Source organism: Chitinophaga sp. W2I13 (assembly GCF_050434005.1).
Classification (GTDB): Bacteria; Bacteroidota; Bacteroidia; order Chitinophagales; family Chitinophagaceae; genus Chitinophaga.
This window is the reverse complement of sequence record NZ_JBNPWD010000001.1, coordinates 1,202,496-1,220,060: the sequence shown is the minus strand read 5'-3', so window position 1 is coordinate 1,220,060 and position 17,565 is coordinate 1,202,496. Positions and strand designations below refer to the sequence as shown.

Sequence of the window (17,565 nt, the reverse complement as noted above, 5' to 3'; positions counted from 1 at the left end):
TTGATGTATGAAGCTGCAAGGGCTTATAAAAGTATGTGCTGCAATGCTGTTTTGCCTGGGCAATCAACAGCTGACGGCACAACAATTAAAGCTGGGAACTAATCCTTCTCTGATAAAACAATCTGCTTTACTTGAACTGGAAAGCAAAAAGCAGGCACTCCTCCTTACCCGCATTGCAGATACCAATCAGATCGTTACCCCGGTAAACGGGATGATCATCTACCTGGAATCTGATAATACTTTCCGCGTCCGGGCCAATAACTACTGGACAAAACTGATAGCAGATGGCGCCGCCATCAAATCCATTAACAACGACTTTTCCCCCGCACAGCAAATTAAAGCCACGTACACGCCAGGCGGCACTTTTGGCTTTGCCTCGGCCGGCGGTATTCATAACCTTACCATTCCGGACGCTTCTCTCACAGCGCCTGGATTTGTTAATTACAGCGCCCAGTCGTTTAAAGGATTAAAGAACTTTACAGAAGGACTGCAAACCTACTCACTGCGTGTAGCCAACGACGTTAGTACACCCATAAAAATATTAGGAAAGGATGCCAGCGGAGATGTTGCTTCCATGACCATCGATAATAACTTATCCATCACAGCCGGACAACTGACGGTGAAAAACGGTAACAAATTATGGAACGCTAATAAAATAGCTGACTATGATATATTGTTTGGTACCACCCCTGTTAATAACGATGTACTTACTTTCAATGGAACGCAGTGGATTGCTAAAGCGGGTGCAGCTACTTTTATTCAGAATACCACTACTACACAGGCATCTTCAAATTTTAATATATCCGGAAGTGGTGTGATCGGCACAACGCTTACCGTGAAAGGGTTAACACCCGGTTCCATTCCCTATGTGGGCACGGGAAATGTTATTGCTGAAAATAACGGACAGCTATTCTGGGATGCTACAAAGTTGTTGTTAGGAATAGGCACCAACGCTCCCGTGAATAAAGTGGAAATAGCAGGGCCACCGTCTACTTCAGCTCCTTTCTCAGCAAATACTTCCGGGTTGCGCTTAACAAACCTGGCCACTGCTACGCCGGCAGCAGCTACTTCTAAAGTGCTTTCAATAAACAGTACCGGCGACGTTATTTTAACAGATAACCCTGCTACCACCAATTGGCTTACCGGCGGTAACGCAGCCACTGCCACGCAATTCCTCGGAACCACCAATGCCATTGATATGGTGGTGAAGTATAACAATAAAGAACTTTTCAGGGGAAGCAGGGGACAAACCGCTGCCGAAAGCGGCGGCGTTGATTTTTCCGCCTCTACTTTAACCTTGTTCAACGGCGCCGTGAAATTTAACGGGCACCCGTTAATTGTACGTGCAAATGGAAATGATGTGCTGGCATTTGAAGATGCCGCAGGTACCCCAAAATGGCACTGGAATCTGTTAAGCAACGGATTGAACTTTGTGGAAACCAACGTGCAGGATTACCGTTTGTTCCTGCAGAACGGCGGAAACGTGGGTATAGGAACCAGCGCTCCCGGCGCTTTGCTGGATGTAAATGGTACGGCCATACTTGGCGCTGACGGTACGGTGCTAAACGGTGTATACAGGGTGTCAAATGTGAATTGTACTGGTGTAAACGGTGTTACCGGTGCAACCAGCATTCCTAACAGCACAACAGCAACTGCCACCGTAACATTCGCCGTAACGGGTGCTAGGCTTGCGCTGGGCGGCAATGTTATCATCAATCCGAGGTTTGATTTTCCCTTTACTTTACGCTTAATTTCTTCAAGGGTATCCGCTGATAACACCGTAACAGCAGTTTTTGTCAATACTGGTGTTGCTGCCTACTCTTTGTCAGGAACCACCAGACTTTTCGATATTACTGTAATCCAATAAAAAACATTGGTGAAGAAACTATTGCTGATATTATCCCTTTTGTTTTTGGTGGGTTTCACATCCGCCCAGCAAGGCGTTTACATCCCCGCCGGCGCTACCGTATGGCTCGCCGGCAATACCAACGTAGGCATCTTCGCTGATATGACAAACAACGGTGTCCTCGGCTCTAATCCCAATGCCACCTTTTATTTCCTCAGCAAATTATGGACTAACGGAAACGGTGCTACGCTGCCCGATGAAAGTGCAGACGGTACTTCCGGTACCGGCGGCACCTTCCTCTTTTCCGGCGCCGGTCAGCAAAGGATATTTGGCGCTTACAGCTTTATTGCCGGAACAGGCGCCAGCTTTCCAAACCTGCAGCTCAATAACCCGGCGGGCTTACTGCTGGAAGACTTCAGCGATCTGAAGATCAGGAATAACCTTCATTTTGCGGGCGGACGCATTTATCTGAACGGCTGGAATCTCCAGGTAGGCGATAAAACACCCGGTACTATTACCGGCTACAGCGACTACCGCTATGTGGTTACCGGGAAAGGAATAGCAGGCGGATTACTATACCGCGCCGCTATCACCAACGCAAGTGGAAAAGTGGTGTTCCCCGTAGGAACGGATGATGATAGCTATTCACCCGCCGCTGTGCTCATCACAGGCGCAAAAGATATGATAGGCGCGCGTGTATACGACAGCGTATTTACCGTAGCGGCCGGTGGCAGGGCTTATCCTGACAGCTTCGTGAACAAATCCTGGAATATCCGCCGGGTAGATAACAGCGGGGGAGAAGTAGATGTGATCCTGCAACACATGGACCTCAGCGAACTGCCGGCCTATGCTACATCGCGCGACAGCAGCTTCATTACCCGCTTCGTTGGCGGCGTATGGGACGCCGTACCGGTAATCACCAACAGGCCGCTGCCTGGTACACTAACCACCACGACGATGGTACAACCGTCAACCATGCACCTCCGGCATTTCGACGCATTAGGTGCCAGCGAATACTTTACAAAAACAGCATTGATCGGCTCCGCCAAACCAGCCATGTTCCTCAGCTTTGAAGCCTACAGGATTGCCCCGTTATTGGTGCAGCTGAACTGGACTACCAGCCGTGAAATTTATAATGCCACATTTGAAGTGGAACGCCGCTACGAAAGACAGGAAGCATTCGTGAAAATCGGTGTGCTGCCAACAAAAGCCGTCAATGGCAATAGCAGCATACCGTTGAGCTATACCTTCCCGGATGTGAATGATTACGACGACTGGACCTATTACCGCATCAAGGCAATAGGCAGGAACGGCAAAATCACCTATTCTGAAATACGCGCGGTGCCTCCGTTTGTACAGATCAAGGTATTCCCGAATCCGAATAATGGTAACTTCAAAGTCACTATCCGCGGTATCCGCGGTGATATGCTGATGCAGCTGCACGATACCTGGAGCCAGGTAATGCGCCAGTATGAGGTAAGAAGGGACGCCGAAGTGAATATCTCAGATCTGCCGTCAGGCGTTTACTTCCTCGTGATCTACCATAAAGACACCATGAAAGTGGCTTATACCTGCAAGGTAGTAGTAGCCCAATAAAAGGCCGGAATTTCCCCCTACCGGAAATTCCAGCCTTTTGTTTTGATTTTCTCGGAGATTTGCCCCAATTTTGTAGGGTTCTTCCCTATAGGCGATTCATTTAAACAGATAGTTTTGAAAAAAATAATCATCACGATAGATGGCTACTCTTCATGTGGCAAAAGCACTTTGGCCAAGCAACTGGCTAAAAAGCTGAACTATACCTATATAGACAGTGGTGCCATGTATCGTGCGATTACCCTTTACTTTATTCAAAACCGGATCGACTGGACGTCGCATGAAGCCGTGGCCACTGCACTGGAAGATGTACACCTGGATTTTGTTCCTAACTCACTCACCGGCATCAGCGAAATGTATCTCAACAATGAAAACGTGGAACACCTGATCCGCGAAATGATCGTAGCTGAAAAAGTGAGCGAGGTAGCCGCTGTAAAGGAAGTCCGTGATCTGGCCGTAGCCCAGCAAAAGAAGATGGGCGCCCGTAAAGGCATCGTGATGGATGGCCGCGACATCGGTACCGTAGTATTTCCCCATGCGGAACTTAAGATCTTCATGACCGCCGACATCGCGATCCGCGTGCAGCGCCGGTTTAAGGAACTGTATGAGAAAAATAAGAACATCACCCTCGAAGAAGTAAAACAAAACCTCGAACTGAGAGATTATATTGATGCCAACCGGGAAATAAGCCCGCTGCGCAAAGCAGAAGATGCTATCATCCTGGATAACAGCTACTTGAACCTCGATGACCAGCTTCAACTGGTGATGCAATGGGTGGAAGACGCTATTATGGCGCACTCCTCATAAAATATTATTTCCTTTTATTAAAACTCTTTTATACATTTGTTATGTGGCCTGTTGGTCACCAACCCGATAATTTTTCCACATCCTCCCGAATTTCCAGTAGAATTTTATTTTCATGCCCAAATGATGTCAACTTTTATTGACCATTTCTGCATAGCCAACCTGATCCTCCCTGAAAAATACTGCTTAGGTAATTTTTGTATGGAAAAGTCCGTGCTGTTGATGTAGTGCTGTCGACTGTATAAGACATTAAGAACAAGTGCGTAAGACGCGTTATCATATATCGTGCTCCCGGAAAGGTCTTATCCTAGCTATATCCACAAGGACCCTTTGCTATTAACCGATTATAATGTTGCTATAATATAAAATTTGGTCTGCGTGAGCATAACCGCTGCCAGCAGGCATTTAAAGGTAATGTGGGATGGCGTGGCACGCCATGGCCGTTCCATGTTTTCAGTAGGTGTATTCGGTTAATAGGAAGAAGGGGCGAATTCTTTCGCCCTTTCGCTTTTTTAAACACTTTGATTGTCAGTGAAAGGGTAACGCTATCCCGTTTAACCGGATATCTTTAGATCGCTATGCGTTATTCGTAATTCTTTTTTAAATTGTGTAGTCACACAGACCAGCCAATGTCTATAAAAGGTGTATGTTTTTTATGCTTGCTCCTGCTGGGGGCCTGTTTTGAGGCGATAGCCCAGGACTCCCTGCGGATATACAACCTGCTCGACTCTGTTCGCCGGCTCCCCTCCGATACCGGGAAAGTGTCTTTACTGCTGAAAAAGGGCGGAGTAAACAACCGCTTTTTTGAATCGCATAAAATAGAAAATCCCTTCTGGCAGGAAGCGCTCACCTTATCGCTACAGCTCAAATATCCCAAAGGAGTATCGCAGGCATACAACGAATTAGGCACCGCCAAAAGAAATAAGTCGCAGTATATCGTTGCAGAAGATTATCACGAAAAAGCACTCAAAGCTGCGGAGGAAGCGAAAGACACTTCCCTCATCGTATTTTCCCTGAATAACGCTGGGGTAGATTGCCGGCGGCAGGATAAACTGCAGAAGGGATTCGACTACCACGTAAAAGCCCTCATACTTGCCGAAAAGATCAACGACATCCGCAATGTTTGCGTGGCCACCAACAGTATAGGGAATATACAGCTCACTACAGAAAAATATGCGGATGCCATCACCCACTTTAACCACGCCCTCGAACTGGAAGAGAAAAGTGATAACCAACTGGGCGTAGCCATTAACCTCGGCAATCTCGGTTACGCATACCAGGGCCAGAATAAACTGGACCTGGCCATCCAATACTATAAACGTTCCCTGGCCATCAACCAGAAAATGGACCGCCCCATCGGTATGGCAATATGTTATAATGCCCTCGGCGCCGCCTATAAGGAAAAGAAAGATTATACGGCCGCCATGGACTACCTGAAAAAAGCACTGGAAGTAAACGACCGGGTAGACGATAAGGTACATGTGGCGGAAAGCTACCTCAGTATCGGTAAACTGCTGGGCGCACAAGGGAAACACGAGGAAGCCAGGAAAAATATGCTGCAATCGATCGAGATCAGCACCTTCTGGGGCTTCAAAGCCATGCTGATGGACGCATATAAAGCACTCGCAGCAGACTTTAAAGAAAGCGGGGACTTTAAAAAATCACTGGAAGCGACCGATAAATCACTGTTGTATAAAGACAGTATCCTGGATGAGAAGTCGGCAATGGCCCTCGCCCAGATGCAAACCATTTACGAAGTAGACCGGAAAGATAACCAGATCCGTAACCTGGAACATGATAAAGTGATAGCGGCGCTACGCACCAAACGCAATGTGGTGGTCACCTTTTTCCTGGCGGCATTCCTGTTAATGGCCATCGTGGGCGGGTTGTTCTATATCCGTCACCGTAACCTGAAGGCAAATAAACGAACCTTACAGCTGGAACTGCGGTCGCTCCGCTCCCAGATGAATCCGCACTTCATCTTTAACTCCCTCAGCTCCATCCACCGGTACATCTGGAGCAATAACCAGGAAGAGGCATCCGACTATCTGACCAAGTTTTCCCGGCTCATGCGCCTCATCCTCGATAACACCCAGCACACTTTTGTTACCCTGAATAAAGAACTGGAATCATTAAGGTTGTATCTTGACCTGGAATCATTACGCTGTAACGGCATCTTTGAATACCGGTTCCTCATAGATGCGGAGATTAATGATGATGAAGTACTGATACCCCCCATGATATTACAACCATATGTGGAAAACGCTATCTGGCATGGACTCGTGCATAAACACCCGGATGAAAAAGGAATCCTTGATATTGAAATTGTACTGGAAAAAAGAAGCCTGGTATGCACGATCACCGATAACGGCATAGGCAGAAAAAAAGCAATGGAAATAAAAGAAAAGAAAGGACGGCTACATAATTCTGTAGGCATGAAAGTAACGGAAGGCAGGATAGACCTGATCCGTAAGATTAATAACAAGGAAGCAAAAGTAACGGTAACAGACCTGGAAGATGAAGCCGGAAAGGCCACCGGAACAAAGGTGACTATAATTTTACCTGCGGAATTTATATTTTAGCTTACTCACTGATAAACCATAAAAACAGCTGATAGCTAACAGCTAACAAAAGCTACTTGTATGAGCGAAATAAAAGCTATCATCGTTGATGATGAGCAACACTGCATTGATGCACTACAAACGATGCTGCAAAAAAAATGTCCCGGTGTACAGGTGATTGGTTGGGCTAAAAGTGTAAGGGAAGCGAAGGAAATGATTGATGAACTGCAGCCGGATCTGGTATTTCTCGACGTGGAAATGCCCTATCAGAATGGCTTTGAGCTGTTGAAGCTATTTGAAAAGGTGTACTTCGATGTCATCTTCACAACAGCCTATGAACAATATGCTTTAAAAGCAATTAAGTTCAATGCGCTCGACTACCTGCTGAAACCCTTTAGTGTAAAGGAATTACAGGATGCTCTGGAAAAATGCAGGGAGAAGAAATTGAACCGGCCAAAGGACCAGGGCATTTCTCCGATGGAAGTGTTTTTGCAGAACATGAAAACAATACAGCAAACACACAAGAAAATTGCATTACCCACTATCAACGGCCTGGTGTTTATGCCTGTGCAGAACATTGTCCGTTGCGAATCGACCGGTAACTATACCCGCATCTTTTTTACGGATAAGAAAAATCTCATGGTATCCCGCCCCCTGAAAGAGTTTGAGGAGTTGCTGTCTGATGTGGATTTCTTCCGGGTACATAATTCCCACCTGATAAATATGCAGCAAATGCAATCGTATATCCAGGGGAGAAGGAGGCTTTGCACTGATGAGTGATGGTACGCAGGTAGAAGTGTCCAGAAGACGCAAAGCAGAGTTCCTGAAAAAGGCGATGCAGTTCTAAATGAGGATGTACAGCGTATTTGCAGAAGTGCGTATTCCGATTTTATTCGTTTTTATGCCAGTTATAATTAATTACCTACCATATAATAAATGGCTATTGCGGGCATATTGGAGATAAACTACTTTTGAATTACGATTTCAATATAAACGCAATATAAAGATTTTATACTCTGCATTACTAGCGTGATTAGCCCCAAAGAAAAAAGACACCACGTGGTGTCTTTTTTGCTTTTATGACATTTTAATCAGTTTTGTACAGATAGATACTTTTAATCAATTATAGCCATTTCATCTGCCTTGTGCTCCAGCTGGTAAAACGAAAGCAGCCGGCGTATCACGCCTTCCACAAGGGCATCCGGACAGGAAGCGCCGCTGGTAAGCAGGATGGTTACCTTTTCTTTTTCCGGTAAAAAGCGGTCAGCAATAATCTCTTCTTTATGGTGAAAGTCCCAGTGATTAATCGCCTTTGCGGATAGTATTTTTTCGGGAGATGAGATAAAATAAGTAGGCAGCTTTTCTTCACACAGTTCCACGAGGTGCGAAGTATTAGAGCTGTTATAGCCTCCCACTACAATGGCCAGGTCAGCAGGTTCCTGCAGCATGCCGGTAACGGCCGTCTGGTTATCATTGGTGGCGTAACAGAGCGTATCGCGGGTATCGGCAAACCTTTCGCCGGCGGTAGCCTCTGTAAGCCCGAAATGAGTGATCATCACCTGCCGGATGTAATCGGCAATGGCCTGCGTTTCGGTAGCCAGCATCGTGGTTTGGTTCACTACGCCTACCCGTTGAAGATCGGTAGCCGGGTTAAAACCGGGTGAATATTGTCCTTTGAACAAGGTATTAAATTCCTCCGGGGTACGCCGGCCGGTAATAAACTCTGCCAGCAGCTCCGCTTCCTTAATATCTTTTACTACCACGGTAGGCGTGCCGGAGGCGCTATGGGAAAAGGTAGCCCTGGTTTCTTCGTGCTTTGGCTTGCCGTGTACAATTACCGTATAGTTTTTCTTACCAATCTGTTCCGCCTTGTTCCATACGCGTTCCACAAAAGGACAGGTGGTATTATATTTCAGCGGTTCAATACCCAGGGAGGCCAGCTGCCGCTCGGTTTCCAGGGTAGTGCCAAATGCAGGGATGATCACAATATCATCTGTTTGCAGGCTTTCCCAGGGAACCAGCTGATGGCCGGCGGTATCCATAATAAATTGCACGCCGCGGTCAAGCAGATCGTTGTTTACATGCGGGTTGTGAATCATTTCACTGAGCAGGAAGATCCGTTTGCCCGGGTTTTCGTCCACGGTTTTGAAGGCAATTTCAATGGCGTTTTCCACACCATAACAGAATCCGAAGTGCCGGGCCAGTAAAATCCGGAGCGGACCAAAATCCAGCTCGGTGGGCGTGAAGTCCTTTTTTCATGCGGTCCTGCTGCTTGCGCTGGTTTTTGATGGCGCTGATCAGCGGACTGCGATATATAACCGGAACGTTAAATGTTTTCATGTGTTAAATGGCAGAAAATTGAAGGACAAAGTTAATCAGTTTTCTTTGCTCACTTTGTCCAGCCATGCTTTTTCTTCGGCGCTGAGGCTATTATAACCTTTTTCATTGATTTTATCCAGGAGCTGGTCTAACCTGGAAGGGTCCCTGTCTTCGGCTTTTTTTACCACTTTCAGCGGCGACTTCTTGGGTTTGAATTTACGTGTCGGCCGTTGCTGTCGGCGGTTGTTGAAATCAAATAACCATATCAGGGGCTGGCAGAGGTCAGTACCTGCCTGCAGGGTGCGTATATAGAGGAAGCCCAGCAGGGAACCGCCCATGTGGGAAATCAGGCCGCCGATGTTACCATCCGGGATAGAGATCAATCCCAGTATCACCAGGGCCATCGCCAGCCATTTCAGTTTCACGCTGCCCAGGAACATCAGGCCAATTTCAAAATTGGGCATCAGGGTTGCCGCTGCCACCAGGATACACATGATGGCAGCTGAAGCGCCCACCATAGTGGTACCTACGAAGCCCGGAAAAAGACTGGCACTCAGCAGGTACAATAAACCGCCCGCAATACCTCCCAGCAAATAAAGGGGAAGTACCCGCTTATTTCCCAGGAAATCCCGGAACAGGTTACCAAACCAGTAAAGGTTGATCATATTGAAGAGGGCGTGGAAGATGCCAACATGTGTAAACATGTAAGTGATCAGCCCCCAGGGCTTTAGGATAAATGCGCTGAGCGGAACATTCATGGCCAGCTGGTCATAGGTCCATTCAAAAGGAGTGGGCTGCTTGGTCAGGAACGCAATAAGACGCAGTATATTTAATCCCAGGAAGATGACGATATTCCAGAAAAGCAAATAGTTAACTGTGTTTCCCTGCCTGAGCCAGTAGCGAATATCCGATTGAAATGAGGTCCCGTTCATATACACAAATTAAAATAAAATCCGGGATTAAATAATAGTAATTAACATTTTGAAAGCACGAAAAGTAAGCCTGTTCACTGCTAATGAATATCATCTCTCCTGCACCTGTTAACAACAATTAATCCGGATACTGGTTCTTCCTGCGGCAAAAAAAATGCCGTTTACGCAGTTTAATTTTTTGTCGTAGTAAGATTATTAATAATGCAATTAAAAAATATCTGAGAAGACCAGCCAATACCGCAGCGGAAGGTGGATTTCTTCAATAAAAATACGTATAAACGGGTATTTTTTCGTATTTTTGCCGTCCCATAAAACAGGGTATCCGGGTATTCCGGGTAAAATTTTAATTTTTTATGAGCGAAAACAACATTTCTAACGAACAAAACGCTGAACAACAGGCTCCACAAGCAGAAGCTGCTGTGGTTGAAACAGCGACACCAAAGGCACCTGTAGCAAAAGTTGAAACGGCACACGACGATTTTGACTGGAGCGTTGACAAACGTAACGTTTCTTCTTACAGCAAAGAGGAAAAAGAAAAGTACGATGTTACTTACGACAGCACTTTCAAGGTGTTTGAAGAAAACAGCCTGCTGACAGGTACTGTTGTAGGTTTAACCAACACAGATGTAGTGATCAACATCGGATTCAAATCTGATGGTTTGATTTCTCTGAACGAATTCCGTGATTTACCAGGTCTGAAGATCGGTGATGAAGTGGAAGTGCTGGTAGTAGAAAAAGAAGACCGCGATGGTAACCTGCACCTGAGCCGTAAACAGGCTCGCCAGAAACGTGCATGGGAAAAAATCGTGGAAGTTTACAAAACAGGCGAAGTGGTTACTGGTACCGTTACCAGCAAAACCAAAGGCGGCCTGATCGTAGATGTATATGGTATGGAAACATTCCTGCCGGGTTCTCAGATCGATGTGAAACCAGTTACAGATTACGACCAGTTTGTAGGCAAAACAATGGAATTCAAGGTGGTGAAAGTAAACGAAACCATCCGCAACGCCGTTGTTTCCCACAAAGCGCTCATCGAAAGCGATATCGAACAACAGAGAGTGGATATCATCAGCAAACTGGAAAAAGGCCAGGTGCTGGAAGGTACCATCAAAAATATCACCGACTTCGGTGCGTTCATCGACCTGGGTGGTCTGGACGGCTTGCTGTATATCACAGATATCAGCTGGGGCCGTATCTCCCATCCGAGCGAAGTACTGCAGATGGATCAGAAAATCAACGTTGTTGTGCTTGACTTCGATGACGAAAAACGTCGCATAAGCCTCGGCTACAAACAATTGACCCCGCATCCGTGGGATACTTTGCCAGCTACTATCACCGAAGGTGCTAAAGTAAAAGGTAAAGTTGTAAACATTGAAGACTACGGTGCATTCCTGGAAATCATGCCAGGTGTGGAAGGTCTGGTTCACGTATCTGAAATCTCATGGGCTTCTACGCCAATCAACGCTAAAGAATTCTTCAAATTAGGAGAAGAATACGAAGCCGTTGTAGTTACCCTGAGCAAGGAAGAACGCAAAATGAGCCTGTCTATCAAGCAACTGACAGAAGATCCATGGTCTACTATCGAAACTAAATTCCCGGTTGAAAGCCGTCACAAAGGTATCGTGAAAAACATCACTCCTTATGGCGTATTCGTTGAACTGGAAACTGGTATCGGTGGAATGATCCACATCTCTGACCTGAGCTGGATCAAACGTTTTAACCACCCATCTGAATACACTAAAGTAGGTAACGAAATAGATGTAGTAATCCTGGGTATTGATAAAGACAACCGTAAACTGAGCCTCGGTCACAAACAGATCGAAGAAGATCCATGGAACACTTTTGAAACTATCTTCCCGATCAACTCTGTACACGAAGGTACCGTTGTGAAGAAAGATGATAAAGGCGCTACGGTTCAACTGCAGTACGGTCTGGAAGCTTACGCTCCTGCACGTCACCTCAGAACTGAAGATGAAAAACCAATCAACGTTGAAGATGTGAAAGAATTCATGATCATCGAATTCGATCGCAGCGAAAAACGTATCCTCGTTTCTCATACCAGGGTTTGGGAAAAAGCACAGGCGGAAGAAAAACAGGCTGTAGTGAAAGAGAAGAGAGAAGAAGCTGATAAAACCCGTAAGGCTGTGAAAAACATCCAGGGTAAAGTTGAGAAAGCCACTTTAGGTGATCTCGGCGCTTTAGCTGAACTGAGAGAAAAACTGAAACAATCCGAAGGCGGCGAAGAAAAAAGCGCGCAATAAGATCCGGTTTCATTAAATAATAAATCCCGCTTCGAGTAACATCGGAGCGGGATTTTTTTATAATAGTTACCGGTCTTTACTTCATCAGCAACGACAGCTTCGCATCATTGAATTCCAGCAAACTGTCCAGTTTCATATTAGCCAACGCATACCGCGGATCATGCCGGTTATGCGCCTCCGGTACCACCACCGTAGTCATCCGCGCCGCCTTGGCAGCAGTCATACCCGTTACAGAATCCTCAAAAGCGATGCAGTCCAGCGGATCACTGCCCAAGGCTTTGGCGCAGGCCAGGTACACAGCCGGATGCGGCTTCCCATAATCCTCAAACTCAGCAGAATATACCGCCTGGAAAGCGTCTTTTATCTGCAAATGCTCCAGTGCCGCATTAATCAGGCGCAGCGGGGAAGAAGAAGCCAGCCCCATTTTGAACCCTTTCTCCCGGAAATATTGCAGGATATACGATAACCCCTCCATAGGATAGCCCTCCGCTATAATTTTTTGTATTACGCTGTCAATAATTTCATTTACTACCTGCTCTGCACTCTTTCCTTCCCATTTATAGTAATTATGCCAGTAACTCACCACTTCCTTGGTGCGAAGCCCCGTGGTCAGATGCGTCAGCTCCGGCGAAAGGTTTACCCCCACCGTTGCAAACACCTCCCGCATGGCGATGCCCCATAAAGGTTCTGAGTCTATCAGCAGGCCATCCATATCAAATATTACCGTATCTATCATATGTTTTCCATTTATGCGCGGCAAAGATAAGAAGTTATGCGGGGAGATTGCAGTGGGCCGCTAACTGTTTGCCAGCCTGCATTTGGGCTTCAAGTCCACCTTTACTTCCGGTATACGCCGGGGATGCTTCCCCTTAACCCCGTACCAGCGTACCGGCACGCGTTATCCCATAACAATAAGTTATACGCCATAAACTTTGGTTATCGCATTGCTGCGGTAACCAGGCAGGCCGCTCTCCGCCAATCCGTCCCAGACCGGCGTTTACGCCGCCTGCCCGCTGCAAACCTGCGGCCTCTGCTAATTTCCCCCCTTTTTGGGGCCTTATTGAATGTTGAAAAAAGTTTTGGAAAGATGCCCTGCATTTATATCTTTGTATTACTCTACTAAAATTATAGGGAATATGGGTAATGATAGAAGGAATTGTCGTAGAAACAGTTGTTGTTCATCAACACCCATGAGGCGCGTGTAATATGGAAAATCAGTGATCATCTTGCTGTAAATCAACATTATACGAGGCCTCCGCTAACAATCCGGGGGCTTTTTTATTTAAAAAACGACCAACACCCCCAAACCAGAATTAAATAATTGCTTTACCACCACTGAAAATACTTTTTATGCAAAGCTTCAGAACAGAACTAGAAAATCCAATCGTTGAACAAGATATTATAGACCTGGAGAAGAAGATCCGCCTGTTCCGCGAAGGCGCCGTGTCAGACGAAAAGTTCCGCAGCCTCCGCCTGGCCAGAGGTATTTACGGTCAGCGTCAGCCCGGTGTGCAAATGATCCGCATCAAATTGCCATACGGTAAAATGACCCTGAAACAATGGCACCGCATTACCGAAATTTCAGATGAATATGCCACCAGTAATCTGCACCTGACTACCCGCCAGGACGTACAGATCCACTACGTGAGCCTCGACAGAACACCCGAATTATGGTCTAAACTGGAACAGGATGGCATCACCATCCGCGAAGCCTGCGGTAACACCGTTCGCAACGTCACCGCATCAGACCGCGCCGGTATCGATCCGGATGAACCATTTGACGTTACGCCATACGCCGATGCCACCTTCCGCTACTTCCTGCGTAACCCGGTGAGCCAGGAAATGGGCCGCAAAATAAAGATCTCTTTCTCCTCTTCTGAAAAAGATACAGCCTGGTCATTTATGCACGACTTTGGCATGATCCCCAAAGTAAAGATCATCGATGGTAAAGAAGTACGTGGCTTCAAAGTATTGGTAGGCGGCGGTTTGGGCGCACAACCCTTTCTCGCTAAAGTAGTATACGAGTTCCTCGAAACAGATCAGCTTATTCCATATATCGAAAACGTACTGCGCGTGTTCGACCGCTATGGTGAAAGAACCAGCAGGAACAAAGCCCGCATGAAGTTCCTCATCCAGAAAATTGGAATGGAAGAATTTGAGCGCCTCATTAAAGAAGAATACAAAGCCATAAAAGTAAAAAGCGTACCGGTAGATGCAGACGCATGGCTGGCAACAACACCGCCTCCCGCAGTGCCAACACCGGCTTACAGCATAAAAGATCCAAAGAAATACGAAGCCTGGAAAGCTACCAACACCTTTGAGCAAAAACAAAAAGGATACTTCGCGGCTTACGTTAAAATAACACTGGGTAACATCGGTTCAGCGATCAGCCGCAAACTTATCGAAGCGCTGCGCCCCGTAATAGCCGACGATGTACGTGTAACTGCCAACCAGGGCCTGTTACTGAAATACATCCTGCCGGCAAATCTCCCGTATGTTTTCAGCGTACTGGAAGAAGCAGGCTTTGCAGATCCCGGATTCGACAGCATCGCAGATATCACGGCATGCCCTGGTACCGATACCTGCAACCTCGGCATCTCCAGCAGCACCGGCATCGCCAAAGTACTGGAAGATGTGATCACCGATGAATTCCCGGATCTCGTTTATAACAAAGACATCAAAATAAAGATCAGCGGATGTATGAACTCCTGCGGTCAGCACGGTATTGCCAGCATTGGTTTCCACGGCAGCTCCATGAAGAGCGCCGGTAAAGTACTTCCCGCCCTGCAGGTACTGCTCGGTGGCGGTATTGTAGGCGATGGCGCAGGCCGCGTTGCCGATAAAGTAATTAAGGTACCAAGCCGCCGCGGCCCGGACGTATTACGCAGCCTGCTGCACGACTATGAAATCAATGCCCAGGAAAATGAACTGTTCAACGAGTACTACGACCGTAAAGGTGAAAAGTATTTCTACGAATTGCTGAAACCACTGGCAGATCTCAGTTCCCTCACCGCGGGCGACTTTATCGACTGGGGACAGGCGCAGGACTACGCTACAGCTATCGGCGTGGGAGAGTGCGCCGGTGTAATCATCGACCTGGTGGCTACGCTGCTGCTGGAAGCAGAAGAAAAACTGGAACTGAGCAGTGCCGCCATTATTAAAGGCGCCTATTCAGATGGAATTTATCACGCTTATTCTTCCTTTGTGCAGGGCGCAAAAGCACTGTTACTCGGCGAAGCCATCAGCGGTAATACGCAGATCGGTATCATGAACGATTTCGATAAACATTTTGTGGCTACCGGTAAATTCAGCTTTGAGCCTGATTTTAAAACAGTAGTGCTGCAGATTAACGGTAACGAGCCTACGGAAAGTTTTGCAAAAACTTATTTCCAGCAGGCGCAGTCATTTTATAATGCTGCACAGGTATACCGTCAGAGAGCCAGCGAACTGGTGCAGGCTTAATTATTTATTTATCAAAAACACGACCACTCATGCAAAAGATACAACCCAAACTCACATTGATAGGTGCAGGCCCAGGTGATCCGGAATTGATCACTGTTAAAGGGTTAAAGGCTATTCAAAACGCCAGGGTAATCCTTTATGACGCATTGTCCAGCAATGAACTGCTGGACCATGCGCCGGCTAACTGCCTCCGTCGTTTTGTGGGTAAACGTGCAGGAATGCATGTATATTCACAGGACGAAATAAACAGGATGATTGTAAAATATGCATTAACTTATGGCAGCGTTGTCCGCTTAAAAGGAGGCGACTCCTTTGTTTTCGGCCGTGGCCAGGAGGAAATTGCCTTTGCTCAGCAGTTTGGAATTACCGCAGAAGTGATTCCCGGTATTTCCAGCGCAATCTCTGTACCAGGCGTCAACAAAATTCCGGTCACTGCACGTAACGTAAGTGAAGGTTTTTGGGTGATCACCGGTAATACACAGAACGGGAATTTATCCCGAGATCTGGATCACGCCATCAGGGCCAATACCACGGTCATCATACTGATGGGGATGAGCAAACTCGCAGAGATTGCAGGGATCTACAGCGCAGCAGGAAAAGGGGAAACCCCCGCCGCTATCATCCAGAATGGCACTTTGCCAACCCAGAAAATGGGAGTGGGCAACGTGGCCGATCTGCTGGAAATAGCCGCTACGCACGATCTGCATAATCCTGCCGTTCTGGTGATAGGCGAAGTGGTGAGCTTCCATGAAGCTTTCCAGGCCTTGAAGAACAAGGTGTCAGAGGAACTAAAAATTGCCGTATAATGGAAGAAAATCATTTATTCCCGGTGTTTTTCAAATTACACCGCCTGCATGTACTCGTTGTGGGTGGTGGTAATATCGGACTGGAAAAAGCCAATGCCATGCTGGAAAATTGCGCAGATGCAACCATTACAGTAGTGTCGTTGGATTTTTTGCCTGAACTGGAGGCGTTAACACACCAGTATCCCAATATTACCCTTGTTCAGAAATCATTTTCATGTGGCGACCTGCTGGGGAAAGACCTGGTAATAGCAGCCACCAACAACAAGGACTTTAATTATTACGTGTGGGAAAAAGCCAAAGGCAGCAAAGTGCTGATCAATGTAGCTGATACCCCTGAGCTTTGTGATTTTTACCTGGGCTCTATCGTAAAAAAGGGAAATCTGAAGATCGCTATTTCTACCAATGGTAAATCACCCACCATTGCCAAACGCCTGAAACAGGTGCTGCAGGAAGCCATCCCGGATACCCTCGATGAAGTATTGAACAAATTATCGCTGATCCGCGAAAAACTGACCGGTGATTTTGCCAGCAAAGTAAAAAAGCTGAACAGCATCACAGAGGTACTGGTGAAGCCCGAAAGTGAAGGTGTGTAATTATTTTTTCAACAACTCCAGCAGCACCTGTGCCTGGTTGTGTGTTTCGTCTTTAGCCCCGTACAGCAATGTTACCCGCTGATGTTGCGCCTTCTTTTTAATACCGGCCAGCAACTCTTTTTTCTCCTGTAATTCATGTTTATATTTTGTTTTGAACTCAGCAAACCGCGCCGGGTCATGGTTAAACCATTCGCGCAGTTCGTTGCTGGGAGCGATTTCTTTTGCCCATTCATCAACATGGGCCCGCTCTTTTGAAATACCCCTCGGCCAGAGGCGGTCTACCAGGATGCGGTAGCCATCGGTATCTGCATAATCTTCGTATATCCGTTTAACCTGTAACATATTTACATAACGTTCACAGGAACCGTATTGTTTTCCTCCATCGTCT

The 17,565-nt window shown here is 46.7% G+C and carries 13 protein-coding genes; 9 read left to right on the top strand and 4 right to left on the bottom strand.

Annotated elements, in window-relative coordinates; genetic code table 11:
- The first annotated feature begins 7 nt into the window (after nt 1–7).
- The 5 genes from QFZ48_RS04945 to QFZ48_RS04925 all read left to right on the top strand — a co-directional run bounded on the left by QFZ48_RS04945 (nt 8) and on the right by QFZ48_RS04925 (nt 7,584).
- Nucleotides 8–1,867, top strand: a complete 1,860-nt coding sequence (locus tag QFZ48_RS04945) for a hypothetical protein (protein WP_429061363.1) — start codon at nt 8–10, stop codon at nt 1,865–1,867.
- A gap of 9 nt (nt 1,868–1,876) precedes the next feature.
- Complete coding sequence (locus tag QFZ48_RS04940; protein WP_429061362.1) at nt 1,877–3,442, top strand: T9SS type A sorting domain-containing protein; 1,566 nt, start codon at nt 1,877–1,879, stop codon at nt 3,440–3,442.
- 114 nt (nt 3,443–3,556) lie between these two features.
- Nucleotides 3,557–4,246: a (d)CMP kinase gene (gene cmk / locus QFZ48_RS04935; protein WP_429045308.1), complete on the top strand. Its 690-nt coding sequence runs from the start codon at nt 3,557–3,559 to the stop codon at nt 4,244–4,246.
- Nucleotides 4,247–4,872: 626 nt separating this feature from the next.
- Nucleotides 4,873–6,825: a tetratricopeptide repeat-containing sensor histidine kinase gene (locus tag QFZ48_RS04930; RefSeq protein ID WP_429045310.1), complete on the top strand. Its 1,953-nt coding sequence runs from the start codon at nt 4,873–4,875 to the stop codon at nt 6,823–6,825.
- A gap of 60 nt (nt 6,826–6,885) precedes the next feature.
- Nucleotides 6,886–7,584, top strand: a complete 699-nt coding sequence (locus QFZ48_RS04925) for a LytR/AlgR family response regulator transcription factor (protein ID WP_429061361.1) — start codon at nt 6,886–6,888, stop codon at nt 7,582–7,584.
- Between the two features lie 335 nt (nt 7,585–7,919).
- Here the strand turns inward: QFZ48_RS04925 and QFZ48_RS04920 are convergent, their stop codons facing one another.
- Together QFZ48_RS04920 and QFZ48_RS04915 are read right to left on the bottom strand one after the other, a co-directional pair.
- Entirely contained in the window at nt 7,920–9,008 is a 1,089-nt protein-coding gene (locus tag QFZ48_RS04920; protein ID WP_429065460.1) for a 4-hydroxy-3-methylbut-2-enyl diphosphate reductase, read from the bottom strand.
- Nucleotides 9,009–9,179: 171 nt separating this feature from the next.
- The gene (locus QFZ48_RS04915; protein WP_370909651.1) at nt 9,180–10,055 is read right to left on the bottom strand and encodes a rhomboid family intramembrane serine protease; all 876 of its coding nucleotides are present in this window, start codon (nt 10,053–10,055) and stop codon (nt 9,180–9,182) included.
- Nucleotides 10,056–10,408: 353 nt separating this feature from the next.
- On the opposite strand from QFZ48_RS04915, the gene rpsA reads away from it, so the two are divergent.
- The gene (rpsA, locus tag QFZ48_RS04910; protein WP_370909652.1) at nt 10,409–12,316 is read left to right on the top strand and encodes a 30S ribosomal protein S1; all 1,908 of its coding nucleotides are present in this window, start codon (nt 10,409–10,411) and stop codon (nt 12,314–12,316) included.
- A gap of 76 nt (nt 12,317–12,392) precedes the next feature.
- Here the strand turns inward: rpsA and hxpB are convergent, their stop codons facing one another.
- The gene (gene hxpB, locus QFZ48_RS04905; RefSeq protein WP_429061359.1) at nt 12,393–13,052 is read right to left on the bottom strand and encodes a hexitol phosphatase HxpB; all 660 of its coding nucleotides are present in this window, start codon (nt 13,050–13,052) and stop codon (nt 12,393–12,395) included.
- Between the two features lie 614 nt (nt 13,053–13,666).
- On the opposite strand from hxpB, the gene QFZ48_RS04900 reads away from it, so the two are divergent.
- The 3 genes from QFZ48_RS04900 to QFZ48_RS04890 are packed head-to-tail and all read left to right on the top strand — an operon-like array spanning nt 13,667 to nt 17,177.
- Complete coding sequence (locus QFZ48_RS04900) at nt 13,667–15,778, top strand: nitrite reductase (RefSeq protein WP_429061358.1); 2,112 nt, start codon at nt 13,667–13,669, stop codon at nt 15,776–15,778.
- Nucleotides 15,779–15,807: 29 nt separating this feature from the next.
- Entirely contained in the window at nt 15,808–16,584 is a 777-nt protein-coding gene (cobA, locus tag QFZ48_RS04895) for a uroporphyrinogen-III C-methyltransferase (protein WP_370909655.1), read from the top strand.
- Nucleotides 16,584–17,177, top strand: coding sequence for a precorrin-2 dehydrogenase/sirohydrochlorin ferrochelatase family protein (locus QFZ48_RS04890; RefSeq protein ID WP_370909656.1), 594 nt, complete (start codon nt 16,584–16,586; stop codon nt 17,175–17,177). The genes cobA and QFZ48_RS04890 overlap by 1 nt, the downstream gene beginning before the upstream one ends.
- Here the strand turns inward: QFZ48_RS04890 and QFZ48_RS04885 are convergent, their stop codons facing one another.
- A complete protein-coding gene (locus QFZ48_RS04885) occupies nt 17,178–17,519 on the bottom strand; it encodes a DUF488 domain-containing protein (RefSeq protein ID WP_429045319.1) in 342 nt (113 codons plus the stop codon).
- Between the last annotated feature and the right edge of the window lie 46 nt (nt 17,520–17,565).

Coding starts and splice junctions, on each gene's coding strand:
- QFZ48_RS04945 (WP_429061363.1), top strand. CDS start 8: ATGAAGCTGCAAGGGCTTATAAAAGTATGTGCTGCAATGCTGTTTTGC.
- QFZ48_RS04925 (WP_429061361.1), top strand. CDS start 6,886: ATGAGCGAAATAAAAGCTATCATCGTTGATGATGAGCAACACTGCATT.
- cobA (WP_370909655.1), top strand. CDS start 15,808: ATGCAAAAGATACAACCCAAACTCACATTGATAGGTGCAGGCCCAGGT.
- QFZ48_RS04890 (WP_370909656.1), top strand. CDS start 16,584: ATGGAAGAAAATCATTTATTCCCGGTGTTTTTCAAATTACACCGCCTG.
- hxpB (WP_429061359.1), bottom strand. CDS start 13,052: ATGATAGATACGGTAATATTTGATATGGATGGCCTGCTGATAGACTCA.
- QFZ48_RS04930 (WP_429045310.1), top strand. CDS start 4,873: ATGTCTATAAAAGGTGTATGTTTTTTATGCTTGCTCCTGCTGGGGGCC.
- QFZ48_RS04915 (WP_370909651.1), bottom strand. CDS start 10,055: ATGAACGGGACCTCATTTCAATCGGATATTCGCTACTGGCTCAGGCAG.
- rpsA (WP_370909652.1), top strand. CDS start 10,409: ATGAGCGAAAACAACATTTCTAACGAACAAAACGCTGAACAACAGGCT.
- QFZ48_RS04885 (WP_429045319.1), bottom strand. CDS start 17,519: ATGTTACAGGTTAAACGGATATACGAAGATTATGCAGATACCGATGGC.
- QFZ48_RS04900 (WP_429061358.1), top strand. CDS start 13,667: ATGCAAAGCTTCAGAACAGAACTAGAAAATCCAATCGTTGAACAAGAT.